Annotated in this window: 11 protein-coding genes; 9 read left to right on the top strand and 2 right to left on the bottom strand. The window is 37.2% G+C overall.

Features of this window, described 5'->3' with window-relative positions:
- Positions 1-136: 136 nt before the first annotated feature.
- Together MUW74_RS02510 and MUW74_RS02515 are read right to left on the bottom strand one after the other, a co-directional pair.
- Complete coding sequence (locus MUW74_RS02510) at positions 137-592, bottom strand: YcgN family cysteine cluster protein (RefSeq protein ID WP_243517298.1); 456 nt, start codon at positions 590-592, stop codon at positions 137-139.
- Between the two features lie 134 nt (positions 593-726).
- Entirely contained in the window at positions 727-2,784 is a 2,058-nt protein-coding gene (locus tag MUW74_RS02515) for an HD domain-containing protein (protein WP_243517313.1), read from the bottom strand.
- Positions 2,785-3,233: 449 nt separating this feature from the next.
- On the opposite strand from MUW74_RS02515, the gene dapF reads away from it, so the two are divergent.
- The 9 genes from dapF to MUW74_RS02560 all read left to right on the top strand — a co-directional run bounded on the left by dapF (position 3,234) and on the right by MUW74_RS02560 (position 13,822).
- Complete coding sequence (gene dapF / locus MUW74_RS02520) at positions 3,234-4,064, top strand: diaminopimelate epimerase (protein WP_243517316.1); 831 nt, start codon at positions 3,234-3,236, stop codon at positions 4,062-4,064.
- A gap of 158 nt (positions 4,065-4,222) precedes the next feature.
- Positions 4,223-5,455: a pitrilysin family protein gene (locus MUW74_RS02525; RefSeq protein ID WP_243517317.1), complete on the top strand. Its 1,233-nt coding sequence runs from the start codon at positions 4,223-4,225 to the stop codon at positions 5,453-5,455.
- Between the two features lie 34 nt (positions 5,456-5,489).
- Positions 5,490-6,824: a signal recognition particle protein gene (gene ffh / locus MUW74_RS02530; RefSeq protein WP_243517319.1), complete on the top strand. Its 1,335-nt coding sequence runs from the start codon at positions 5,490-5,492 to the stop codon at positions 6,822-6,824.
- A gap of 142 nt (positions 6,825-6,966) precedes the next feature.
- Positions 6,967-7,293: a 30S ribosomal protein S15 gene (rpsO, locus tag MUW74_RS02535; RefSeq protein WP_243517321.1), complete on the top strand. Its 327-nt coding sequence runs from the start codon at positions 6,967-6,969 to the stop codon at positions 7,291-7,293.
- 213 nt (positions 7,294-7,506) lie between these two features.
- Positions 7,507-9,660, top strand: coding sequence for a polyribonucleotide nucleotidyltransferase (pnp, locus tag MUW74_RS02540; protein WP_243517323.1), 2,154 nt, complete (start codon positions 7,507-7,509; stop codon positions 9,658-9,660).
- A 35-nt stretch (positions 9,661-9,695) separates the two neighbouring features.
- The gene (locus tag MUW74_RS02545; protein ID WP_243517325.1) at positions 9,696-10,559 is read left to right on the top strand and encodes an RNA polymerase sigma factor RpoD/SigA; all 864 of its coding nucleotides are present in this window, start codon (positions 9,696-9,698) and stop codon (positions 10,557-10,559) included.
- Between the two features lies 1 nt (position 10,560).
- On the top strand, positions 10,561-11,496 hold the full coding sequence (gene trxB / locus MUW74_RS02550) for a thioredoxin-disulfide reductase (protein WP_243517327.1): 936 nt from the start codon (positions 10,561-10,563) through the stop codon (positions 11,494-11,496).
- Between the two features lie 23 nt (positions 11,497-11,519).
- Positions 11,520-12,371: a DMT family transporter gene (locus MUW74_RS02555; protein WP_243517329.1), complete on the top strand. Its 852-nt coding sequence runs from the start codon at positions 11,520-11,522 to the stop codon at positions 12,369-12,371.
- A gap of 353 nt (positions 12,372-12,724) precedes the next feature.
- Positions 12,725-13,822: a hypothetical protein gene (locus MUW74_RS02560; RefSeq protein ID WP_243517331.1), complete on the top strand. Its 1,098-nt coding sequence runs from the start codon at positions 12,725-12,727 to the stop codon at positions 13,820-13,822.
- Positions 13,823-13,905: the final 83 nt, after the last annotated feature.

Below are 13,905 nucleotides of genomic sequence, written 5' to 3' on the forward strand. Positions count from 1 at the left end.
TTATCAAGAAAAAAGTAAAATAAAGAAACTTATAATCAAATAAAAATAATTAAAAATTCCTTAAGTTGACGCCATTGCATGAACAGATACAAAAAAATAGGATGGTGATAGATTCACTGGATTTATCACAAGCAGGTTAGTTGGCCGGTTCCTCTAGTAAATAGGCTATGATAGGTCTATTGACCAAGGCTGGGTGTACAACAAAGCTTTTAACAGAATTTCCAGTTTTAATGGTAGATTTCGGATCTTTAGTAATCAGTGGATGCCAATCAGGTAGTGGTTTTTTTTCTTTAACAAGGCGATAGGCACAACTTTTAGGTAGCCAAGTAATAGTTTTAAGATTGTTAGGATTCAGCTTGATACAATCATCAACATAACGAAAACGTTCTTTATAGTTGGAACATTGACAAGTACGGGTATTGAGTAACCGACAACAAATCCTTGTAGTACGCACCTGTTGGCTTACTGCATCGGCTATTTTAAGCAAGCAGCATTTACCACAGCCATCGCACAAGGATTCCCATTGTGATACAGTCATTTCGTTTAATGGCGTATTAAGCCAAAATTTCTCTTTTTCGTCACTTGTATCCATAACTTTTTAAATATAAAACCAGTATAGAAGTTAGATGATTTCCAGCTCTAAAACCCACCTTAAAGCTAGAAAAGTAGCTTGCATGTACAAGTATCTTACTTTTTGTGTCTGTTCAAAACATGGGTAAAAACACCTTACCTTTTTTCAAAACACATTTTTAATGCATCTTGAGCTGCCATTTCCAATGCTTCTACGATATGGCTATCTAAATATTTCTTTGCCAGGCAAATATCTACAGTAAGCGTTTCTTTGGCCATATCTGCTACTTGCACTTTATGGGTATAACCATAAGCGTGGCGTAAATCATAGAGCCGCTCAGCCAATTTAATACAAAGTACAAAGAGCTGATCTTGGTTAACCACCTTATTGCGATGGTTATCCAGATAAAGCCCAGAGGGCTCTATCTCTTGGCGTTCATTGATGGATACAATAGATTGTACAAAGGAAAAAATAGCTAGATTATAATTAGCCTTAATATAAGAAAGTGGTAAATCCGTATAAATAATTAAATCATAGAGCAAAGCAGCATAGATTGGTTCGGGAAGATAAGAGACCCAATCTATTACTAATCGAGCAATCCCTACCGCACGAACATAAAACAATTCTCCTGATACATGCCGCCTAAAAGCATAACAACGCCTTAGCAATAACAATATTTCATCGATTACACCTATATGAACAGCAGACATCTTACAAGCATAATCTTTAAATCTGGTTAATACTATCATGGAAGCATCCATTTCACTTTTGGTCACAAAACTCTTTGAAGGAGTCACATTATTAATCATCTCGTCTCGAACAAGCGTTACATCACAAGGCAGCACCAGTAAAATAGCCTTTTCTTTGGCAGAGGGAAATTGCAGATAACCATAGTGGGCACGCACAATCCGTTCTATTGGTTTTTTTTGTACATTTATACGTTCTGAAACTAGCTGGTTAAGTGTTCCTATAACCTCCATCCCTTCGGTGATATCTTCATAATGCGTCTTAATGGCAGGCAATGTTGCTACAGAGGTATCCGCACTACTAATCATGAACCCTATAGCTGGGAAGGCTATTTCTGGAGGACGTTGTGTTTTAATAGGGCCATATTTATGGTATTTTAATCGAGTAATATGCATATGAATGCGTATAGATTCACTTTGATCTGGATGGGCAGTACGTAAAATAACAGAGACCAATAAATGGATAAGTTGACTAACATCACATACAATTTTAGTTTCAAAATCAACATTTTTTTTTACTATTATCAGTTTTGGAACGGATGCCGCCGAACCATTTAAATAAATTTGTAATTGCCCTATCAGTTCATTTAGGCCAATTTCAGTTGGTAGTAATGGTAAATGTGCTTGAGAATTAGCATGTTGCTTCAAAAAAATAGACCATACGGCGAACTTATTCATAATAGTTGAGAGATCTTCCTTATAAAGAGGATCATCTTCTAAAAAGCAAGCAGACTCCATCACATCTTTGACCATTTTTTTTAAAAAAGTGGTATCTCTTTCTGAATAACCTTCGGTAGCGTTGATATGTAAATTATGAATAACCTGTTTTAACTTTAAATTATAATCTTTTTCTCGTTGCAACTTTGCTTTATTCCTTAAGTAGCGGTTATGCGCTCTATAATCAGTTACTTGGATTTTAGTATAAATAATCATCGTAAAAATCAATATACTGAATCCGAATAAAGACATTACATCATCCGTGAATACCATCAAATTACCCACACAATAAAAAACATAAATGATGGCACACACCATAGTTGCCAGCACCGTTATGGCTAAACGCAACGAAAATATAAATAAGATTACAGATAACTGCACTATAGATAACTTTAATAGAAATGCATAATCGGTCAGACGCCACCAATGCCAAAGTAAATTTATAGGCAAACAAAAAATGGCACCTATGAGCCAAAATCTACTAATTTCCCAAGATGGCACTTCTTTTTTAGAAACAATTGCATAGCCTATAAGCCAAAAACCTGCAGCAAATTGGAGCGTATACCAATAAATAAGGCCCTTACCTAGATAACTTAGTACAGCAGTAATGATTATAACATAACAGCCAGTATATCCTATTAAGAAATTACTTGGCTTGAGTTTAATGAGCTGTTCTTTTGCAGCAGAAGATCTCAGAAATAAAAAAGAGACAGTTATAAGGATAAGGATGAGAGCTTGAAATGGCAACATAAACAAGAGCATAAAAAACTATACAGTAAATCCGAAAATGGAGACCAGTATAAGCATTTTTATTATACAGTCAAAAATTGTGCTTTACTTGTATGCATTGAACTATCGAATTAGATATTCAATAAAATTAATATATTATTTTAATTTTGAAATCATTGTTTTTTTGCAATTGAAAAGGCACTTTCCTTTTACTTGTTACTTGATCAAAAAGGGGGATAAAAAAGCCTTTATAAAAAGTTGTTACAAGCAGACACCTTAGAGCTAAATGGCCCATCTGCTAATCTAGTATCCTATCGCTCAATAGCGACCTACTGCTTCCAGCCCTATTAAGTTAAGCTAATCTTACTTAACAAAAACGTACGCAACAGATATTAAATGTTCAACACAATATTTGTATCTTGTAAGGCTGTTTAGTGAGTTAGTTTGTAACCTCTTTAAAGGGTATCTATATGCAACTTAAATTTGCCAAGTACCAAGCTACTGGAAATGATTTTATTATGATTAATAATTTTCAAGGCCTATCCTATACACATGATCCTATTGTAACCAAGCAGCTTTGTCATAGACAGTTTGGAATTGGGGCAGATGGTATCATTACTATTGAAAAAAAAGTAGGCTATGACTTTGGCCTACTACACTATAACGCAGATGGCAGCCAAGGAGGGGGGTTATGTGCTAATGGAAGCAGAGCGGCACTGCACTACGCACATCAATTAGCCATCATCGATCAAAAAGCTGATTTTGTGGCTATAGATGGCCTACATAGAGGATATATAAATAATGATCTGGTTTATCTAACCTTTCAAGATATAGATAGGATTGAAAAATTAGATGAAGGCTATTTTCTAGACAATGGTACACGCCATTACGTAGAGATGGTAGATACTATTCAAGCGGTTGACATGCAAATAGGTGGGTTTCCAAGAAGAAATAGACACCCATTTGAAAAAGAGGGGGTTAATCTTAACTTTATGCAATTAACAGAAAAAAACACGATACTGGTCCGCACGTGTGAATGTGGATTGGAGTCAGAGCCATTATCTTGTGGCACAGGAGTAGTCGCTAGCGCAATAGTGGCCAGTGCCTATTATGGTTTAAATAGTCCTATACAAGCCATCACCAAAGGGGGTAGCTTGCAAGTAACTTTTAGGCCACTATCTGGTGATCGTTTCGTTGATATTCAGCTAATTGGAAGCGTTTGTCAAACCTTTCAAGGCATCGTTAACCTAACCACTCTACCCCCCATAAACCTTTTGTCAAAGCGCTACTTCTGCTGGTAGTTTACATTTGGATCCGGTGCGTAAATTACGCCTAGTAGATAGCGGTTTTGCACTCCGTTTCTTACACCAATGCTGCAGCATAAGCAACCTTTCAAAAGAAAACTATGATTCGATGTCATGCACCATAGCGATTTTTTTATTTAGCTCTATAATTTAAGATGATTCATTTTGAACAATTTAGATTGTCCAATGGCTTAGAAGTTATTGTACATGAAGATCCAACCAGCCACATTGCCGTAATGAACCTTATGTATAATGTAGGGGCTCGAGATGAGGATCCTTTAAAAACAGGTTTTGCCCACTTGTTTGAACATTTAATGTTTGGTGGGTCTTGTAACATTCCCATTTATGATACCCCGTTACAACAAGTAGGGGGTTCCAATAATGCTTATACCACCACAGACTTAACCAATTATTATTGCGCCCTGCCTGCTATTAATCTAGAAACCGCCTTTTGGCTTGAGTCCGACCGGATGCTCGGGCTTGCATTTAATGAAAAATCACTCGAAATACAACGAAAAGTGGTTATAGAAGAGTTTAAAGAACATTACCTCAACCAACCTTATGGTGATGCATGGCACCATTTAACCAATATGGCCTATACCACCCATCCTTACAAATGGCCCACTATTGGTCAATCATTAAGCCACATAGAACAGGCTACTATGGACGATGTAAAAGCTTTTTATTACAAATTTTATAGGCCCAACCAGGCCATTTTAGTAGTGGCAGGCAAGGTAACCCAACAACAAGTAGCCACATGGTGTAAAAAATGGTTTGAACCCATTCCAGCTGGCCCCGCATACCATCGATCCTTGCCTCAAGAACCAAAACAAGTAGCAGCCAGACGAAAAATAGTGCAGGGTGATGTACCCTTTCCTATACTCTATAAAGCCTATCATATGCCAGGAAAAGGGATGGCAGGTTACTATGCCGCAGAAGTATTATGCAACCTACTCAGTGAAGGAAAGTCTGCTTTGCTACCTGCAAACCTTGTAGAAAAACAAGCCCTTTACACCAGAATAGATGCCTATATGACGGAATCGTTCGACCCAGGCCTATTAGTGATTAGTGGCAGTTTGACGCCAAAAGTTTCCTTTGAGGAAGCAGAAACCGCTTTACTAGAAGTATTAAAGCAAGTAGATACTACCACCACTATCACATTAGAAAAGGTAAAAAATCAAATGGAAACACAAATGCTATTTGGCCAGGTAAACCTAGTACATCGTGCACAAGAATTGGCATTAGCCACTTTAGAGGGTGATACCAACTTGGTAAACAAGAAAATTGAGTATATTAGGCAGGTTGACTTAGAAACGGTCCAAGCAATTGCCAAAAAGATTTTACAAGAACAAAATTGTAGCACGCTCCACTACCAAACAATTCCATAAAGTAAAGTAACAGGAATAAAAAATTAAATATGTTATGTTTGAAAGTCTTAGTAAAAACCTAGAAAAAGCCATAAAGTCTTTAAAAGGGCAAGGCCGTATTACAGAAATAAATATTGCTTCTACTATAAAGGAAATTCGTAGAAGCCTGGTTCAAGCAGATGTGCACTATAAAGTAGCCAAGCAAGTTACAGATGCTATTAAGCAAAAAGCGATTGGAACGAATGTGATTACATCCGTTTCGCCGGGTCAACTCTTTACAAAATTGGTACAAGATGCCTTAACAGATTTAATGGGTGGCCTACAGGCTGAGGTTCGTCTCACAGGCCATCCAGCCGTTATACTCCTGGCCGGATTACAAGGGGCTGGAAAAACAACCTTAGCAGCTAAGTTGGCTCATTACTACCAAAAAAAAAATAAAACATCCCTCCTAGTAGCTTGTGATGTCTATAGACCAGCAGCAGCTGACCAACTGGCCAAACTAGGTGCAGGGCTTACTATAAGTGTGCATACAGAGCCAGAAGAAAAAAACCCTCATACTATTGCAAAAAATGCCATTAAAGAGGCCCAAAGTAAAGGAATAGACCTTGTTATTATAGATACCGCAGGTCGTTTGTCGATTGATGAAAAGATGATGCAGGAAATTTGTATGCTTAAACAAGAGTTAAAACCCGCTGAAACACTTTTTGTAGTGGACGCCATGGCAGGTCAAGATGCAGTTACCACTGCACAAGCTTTTAATGAGCAACTTAACTTTGACGGAGTAGTACTTACTAAACTGGATGGAGATGCCCGTGGAGGTGCAGCACTTTCTATTCGTAGTGTAGTAGCCAAACCTATAAAGTTTATCAGTACAGGTGAAAAAATGCAGGATCTAGATCTTTTTCATCCAGACCGTATGGCTAGCCGTATTCTAGGGATGGGAGATGTAATCTCCTTTGTAGAACGTGCAGAACAAGTATATAATCTAGAACAACAACGCAAATTACATCAAAAAATAAAAAGCAATCAATTTAATTTAGAAGATTTGGCCAAACAAATCGAACAAATTAAAAAAATGGGAAATCTAAAAGAAATGGTTAGCATGTTACCTGGTTTAGGAAACGCACTACAAGACATACCTTTAAACGATGATTTATTTAAAAACTGTCAGGTAATCATAGCCTCTATGACGCCTAAGGAAAGAAGAAATCCCGATATTATTGACCGAAGTCGCCGTGAACGCATCGCACAGGGCAGTGGAAAAACGACACAAGAGGTGAGTCAATTGCTGAAACAGTTTGATATGATAGCCAAAATGATGAAAAAAGTACATAAAGACGGATTTAATATGTTGGCCAACATACCAAGATTACTTAAAACAACAAGATAAGGCCATTTGTATGTTACTTGTTATAACAAAAAGGCTGCCTATTACTACTATAGCGCTTAATAGATAGATACCTCAAATTTGGTAATAGGTAATTTTATAGTTAAATTTGGCTAGGCCAAGTTTAAATTTACTGTAAAACATTATGAAATTGACCAATCAAAATAACAAAAATAAAGAAGCTCTTTTTAAGACCTTTGTATTTGACCATTCCGATAAAGGCAACCTTTTTAAAACCTTTGGATTAAAAAAATCTGAGCAAGACAGCGGCTCTTATGAATCACAAATTGCGCTCCTGACCTATGAAATCAAGCATTTAACAGCACATCTAAAGCTTAACAAAAAGGATCACTCTGCCAAATATGGCCTTGCCAAAAAAGTTGGTAAACGCAAGAAAATCATTAAGAAATTTAAAGAAGCAGCACTAACTCGCTACAGAACTATAATCACGGAACTTGGCTTAAGAAAGTAATAGATCTTTTTTAAAACCCATTTTTTTAATGGTAGCTTTTGGTCTCAAATTTTGTCTACCCTCGTTAAGTAGATTGACTATTTTGCGATGTTCGACTAAACTGCTCCTAAAGCCTGCCCATCATAAATAAATTTTGAAAACACTCTAGCGTAATATTTTTTGCTATTTGCAATATTTTGTTATATTTTTCTTGTTGCGCTTTATTCCACTTATATGCTCAAAAAAGTCATTTCAAAAACAATACAATTACCCGACAATCGGGTCATTACTATAGAAACAGGTAAATTGGCTACTCAGGCCAGTGGCTCTGTTCTGATTCGAATGGGTAATACGATGCTTTTAGCTGCCGTAGTAGCTAAAGAGGCTCCAGAAGAGGGAGGATTTAGTTTTTTACCTCTTTCTGTAGATTACCAAGAAAAGTTTGCTGCCTCTGGCAAAATACCTGGAGGATTTCTAAAAAGAGAAGGTAGGCTAGGAGACCATGAAGTACTCATTGCTAGATTAGTAGATCGTGCGATTCGTCCTCTTTTTCCGAAAGGATTTAATAGCGAAATTCAAGTCAATATATCATTAATATCTGCTGATGAGACCATTTTACCAGATGCACTGGCTGCCTTAGCGGCCTCTTCAGCTTTATCTGTTTCTTCTATTCCATTTAATGGCCCTATTTCTGAGGTACGTGTAGCTCGTGTAAATGGTACGTTTTTAATCAATCCATCACCTAACTTGCTTGAACAAGCTGATATAAACCTTATAGTAGCCGCTAGTGACAGTAGCATACTCATGGTAGAAGGCGCAATGAATGAAGTGGGAGAAGCTGATATAATAGCAGCGATTCGCTATGCCCATGATACGATTAAATTACAGTGTCAGGTACAAAAAAAGCTCATGGAAGCCGTTGGCGTTGAAAAAACAATAGACACAACTCATCATGCATCTGCTATAGTATGCTATCCAACCGCTTTACGTGAGGCCATTTATGCCGACTTATATGCTGTTGCCAAGCAACATATACCTTCTAAAGCTTTGCGTAAAGAAGCCTTTATGGCTGTGGCACATCGCTACAAGGAACAACTTACCAAAGATCAAAATGGCCAAGAAGTAACTACTACGCAACAAAAAGAATGGCTAGACGAACTCGAAACTCAAGCCATTCGAGCACTTATTTTAAATGAAAACGTTCGCTTAGATGGTCGACTATTAGACCAAATTAGGCCTATTGATTCTGAGATAGATTACCTACCATCTGCCCATGGTTCTGCCCTTTTTACAAGAGGAGAAACCCAATCGCTTACTACAGTTACCCTGGGTAGCAAATTTGATGAGCAGATTATCGATAGAGCCATGGAAGATGGCTATAACCGTTTTATGCTCCATTATAACTTTCCTGGCTTTTCTACTGGAGAAGTTAAACCCAATAGAGGGCCTTCTCGCCGTGAAATAGGACATGGTAACTTAGCTATGCGGGCCTTGAAAGCAGTCCTTCCGCCTGATAAAGAAAACGTATATACCATACGGGTAGTATCTGATATTCTTGAGTCCAATGGCTCCTCTTCTATGGCCACAGTTTGTGCCGGTTCCTTAGCATTAATGGATGCCGGTATCCCTCTTAAAGCAGCTGTTTCAGGCATTGCTATGGGTATGATTACAGATCCTACTACAGGTCGTTTTGCTGTTTTATCTGATATTCTAGGAGATGAAGATCGCATCGGTGATATGGATTTTAAAGTAACAGGTACCTATCAAGGGATTACAGCTTGCCAAATGGATATGAAAGTAGCCGGTATTTCGTATGTAATGCTGGAAAAAGCACTACACCAAGCTAAAGAAGGTAGACTACATATCCTTGAAAAAATGGCAGAAACCATAGCTGCTCCTCGCCTAGATAGTAAACCACATGCTCCTAAAATTGTCACCATAGAAGTTGAAAAAGAGATGATTGGTGCTATTATTGGACCAGGCGGCAAGGTCATACAAGAAATTCAAAAAGAAACCTGCACCAATATAGATATTGCGGAACAAGGCTATAAAGGTATTGTTACCATATTTGCTGGTAATCAAGAAATGTTAGAAAAAGCGGTTAGTAGAATCAAGACAATTACGGCCAGGCCAGTTATGGGTGAAATATATAAAGGTAAGGTCAAGTCTGTCTTAAACTATGGCGCATTTGTAGAGTTCATGCCTGGTAAAGATGGCTTTTTACATGTTTCAGAGGTTCGTTTAGAACGTATTGAAAATCTGGAAGATGTATTAGAAGTTGGAGAAGAATTACAGGTAAAGCTTATTGGTATAGAACCTAAAACAGGTAAATATAGATTGTCACGTAAAGTGTTACTATCTCCAGATGTAGTAGCAGCTGGGGGGTAAAAAAGGAATGTATCCATTATTTAATTTAGGAAATCATGAGACAACTAAAGATAAGCAAACAGATTACCAATCGTGAAAGCCAATCTTTGGACAAATACCTGCAAGAAATTGGTAGAGTACCATTGCTTAGTGCTGATGAAGAGGTGGAACTTTCTAAAAAGATTAGAATGGGAGATAGAGCTGCTTTTGAAAGGCTTACCAAGGCCAATCTTCGGTTTGTTGTTTCTGTAGCCAAGCAATATCAAAATCAAGGGCTATCTTTAAGTGATTTGATTAATGAAGGTAATCTTGGTCTGATTAAATCAGCTCAGCGGTTTGATGAAAAAAGAGGATTTAAGTTTATTTCTTATGCTGTTTGGTGGATTAGACAATCTATATTGCAGGCCTTAGCCGAACAAGCCAGAATTGTCCGTTTGCCATTGAATCGGATTAGTTCGCTTAGCAAAATTTCTAGAACCTTTTCTCGTTTAGAGCAAAAGTATGAAAGAGAACCAACAGTTGAGGAACTGGCTCAGTTCTTAGAAATTGATCCAGAAGAGGTTCGCAGTGCTTTAAAAGTTGCGGGACGTCATATCTCTGTAGACGCTCCCTTTTTACAAGGAGAAGAAAACAGCCTATTAGATGTGTTGGAAAGTGATGTCGAAAAAAAGCCAGATAGCGAATTAATGAATGATTCTTTGTGTAAAGAAATTCAACGTTCATTGGCAGTACTTACCCCCAGAGAACGCGATGTGCTCTGCTATTATTTTGGCCTGAACAATACAGAAATCTTGACGTTAGAAGAGATAGGTGCCCGTTTTGGCCTGACACGTGAGCGCGTGCGTCAAGTAAAAGAAAAAGGTATTAAAAAACTAAAAGCAGCAGTTAGCAGTGAAACGCTCAAATGCTACTTAGGTTAATATGACTCCTATAGAACTAGTAATTATTGGAGGTGGCCCAGCTGGTTACACGGCTGCTATTTATGCTGCCCGAGCAGGCCTCCACCCTATTCTATACCAAGGCCCAAACCCGGGTGGTCAATTAACCATTACAGGAGATGTAGAAAATTACCCCGGCTATAGAAATGGCGTAACAGGGCCTGCTATGATGCAAGACTTTCAAGCCCAAGCAGAACGATTTGGCGCCATTATCAAAAGCAGTACCATTACTAAAGTAGATTTTTCGACCTATCCGCGGCAATTAACAGTAGACAACGATCTGGATATACTGGCTAAGGCCGTTATTATTGCCGCTGGTGCATCGGCAAAATGGCTGGGATTACCAGCAGAAAAAAAGCTATATGGTAAAGGTGTTTCTGCCTGTGCCATTTGCGATGGCTTCTTTTTTAAGGATAAAACCGTTGTAGTGGTAGGAGGAGGTGATACAGCTGCAGAAGAATCCCTTTATCTAGCTAAGCTTTGTCAGAAAGTACATCTCTTGGTCCGTAAGGATCAGATGCGTGCCAGCAAAATTATGCAGGACCGGATTTTCAAAAAACCCAACATTCAAGTCTGGTTTCAGACAGAAGTCAAAGACATTATAGGCCAAGAACAAGTAGAAGCCATAGAAGTAATCCATAACCCATCTAAAGCCATTACCCTTATAAAGGCAAGCGGTTTATTTGTTGCAATAGGTCATCAACCCAACACATTACCTTTTTTACCTTACATAACAGTAGATAGTCACGGTTATATCCAAACCAAGCCAAACACCACGGAGACTAATATTCCTGGTATCTTTGCAGCTGGAGACATTCAAGATCCCCAATATAGGCAAGCTGTAACAGCTGCTGGGACAGGTTGTATGGCCGCACTAGATGCAGAACGTTTTCTAGAAAAAACCAATGCTAATTGTTAAAAAAGATAAATCCTCAGAGCAAAATGCATCTTCCCAAAAACACCTATCTACCCGCATTGTTTTGGCTATGGCTCAGTATCCTTTCAAGCTGCTTAAATGATTTGGTTACCAAATACTTAATTACAGAGCTAACGGCATCCCAAATTTGCTTTTTCCGTTTTACATTTGGTAGTCTAGTCTTAGTACCTATTATGTATCATAAGGGTATTCATTCTTTTAAGACAAAACGTCTATCCCTACATCTGTTGCGCGGTTTATTTTTATCCCTTGCAATGGGTTTATACGCCTATAGCTTAACCAGAATGAGCATGAGTAGTGCAACGGTAATAGGATTTACCCATCCTATTTTTGTACTTATCTTAGCAAGAATTTTTCTGAAAGAATCAGTCCGTTGGCCCATATGGATGGCCACCCTGCTAACTTGTATAGGTATGGTTTTTATTTTACGTCCTACCATGTATAACCATACTGCTTTATCCTGTATACTGGCAACAGTTGTCTTTGCCTCATTGGATATTATCAATAAAAAATATGTTGCATCTGAGCCTATTCTTTCGATGCTATTTTTTTCTAATTTAATCGCTGCCTGTTTCATGTTACCAGTAGCCTCCTGCTATTGGCACCCCCCTACCCTATTTGAACTATGCTTTTTAGCCATACTAGGTATTGGCAGCAATCTGATTCTCTATTGCTTATTAAAAGCCCTAAAGCTATCAGATGTAGCTTCTTTAGCACCAATGAAATATACTGAATGGGTTCTTTCTCTCATATTGGGTTATATCTTTTTTAAAGAGTGGCCAAGTGTTAGTACTTGTCTGGGCGCAGGTATTATTATTTCTTGCACCGGTTTTATCGTTTATTATCAAAATCGTTAAACAAAGGGTTGAAGCCTTGTAAAAAGCTGCGATGAAAAAGCTCAGCTTAAGCCAATTTTTGCATAGGGCTTGATTTTTTGCTTACTTTTTTATCAAGAAAAAAGTAAAAAGAAAATCCCTTACGGCTTGTGTACCAATAGTGGTTATCCTTAAATGGAAGCCATGGCCTGAACAGATGCAAAAAATTGACATTCAATTTTAATTATCTTATATTATGTTGGCTCTAAATAATATAAGATAGGGTCATTCCTATCTAAGATCTAAAATAGGTCGATTAAAAAGCTATCTGCTGGTATAGCGCTACTTTTGCAAATGAGCTAGCCAAAAAATTTAGATATAACCATACAATCATTATGCCAAACATTTTATCAAGAGGATTTGTTTTATCGGCTATTTTATATTTTCTCATAGGACCTATGGGGTGTTGGTCTTGGTGTAAGAAACAAACAAATAACTCAAAAAGTATAATAACAACAAGTAAAAAACCCACAGAACCCATTATCCCTTATAGTAGTAGTAAAGAATCTATTGAAGCGACCAAAGAGGATAATAATACCCGAGAGAATCAAAAAGATATAATAGAGAATAATAGTGAGAAAGGCAATCATAAGATGGAAGAGAATCAAAAAGAAGAAAAAATAGAAATAGAAAACATTCTTCACACAGTAGAAATAATGCTTGACCAAATAGAAAAAACGAATAATAATATTCCAAAAGATTTGCCTAAATCTACTACATCTAGTGGTCAAGATTATAGACAAGAACAGAAACAGGAACAAGAACAGGAACAAAAACACAACCAAGATAACAAGGTCAAATCAACTTTATTGATTCAGTTATTACAAAAACTAAAACTAAGACCCCAAATTACACCAATTTTCCGGAAACAAATTAATAAATTTAAAACAAACATAAAATCTTTGATACGCCCTATACATGAGCTTGAAAAAGAACTAGAAGAGTTAACAACTAAACAAAATATTTGCCAGGAATTATTAAAAGTACGCATGAGAGAAAATTCTAATCAGGGATTTTCCAATTCAGAGGGCCTTGATGAAAGAGATAAAGCGTTACTTAGGAAATACAAATACAAATACAAACATGACAAAGCAATCCATGAAAGTATTGAAAAACGAGAATTTCGCATAGCTATTTTGGAAGCAGTGATTCAAAAAAAGAAGGAAAAAATAAAAAAGCAAATAGATAAGCTTACAAAAGAAATAAATGAATCAGAAGATTTCCACAAAGAGCTGGATGCAACAAGACTAGCAAAAATGAAAGAAAATATTTTTCTAGAAGGGCTTGAAGAGGAAGAAAAAAAATTACTTAATAAGTACAAAAACAGGACCTCAGAACAAATCGAATCAATGATGCGAGATCAAAAATCACTGATTAGGAAAAAGACCGAAGCCAAAAAAAAGCTCGAAAAGCAACTTAACGTAACTGCATGATTATCTAATTAAGAGTTATTGTCAAATTGATTGGTAGGTAAAAATATAATAGCTGTTTAGGTAATGTGTAGTAGTTGATATTT

The organism is Candidatus Cardinium sp. cBcalN2 (assembly GCF_022810445.1).
Taxonomy (GTDB): domain Bacteria; phylum Bacteroidota; class Bacteroidia; order Cytophagales; family Amoebophilaceae; genus Cardinium.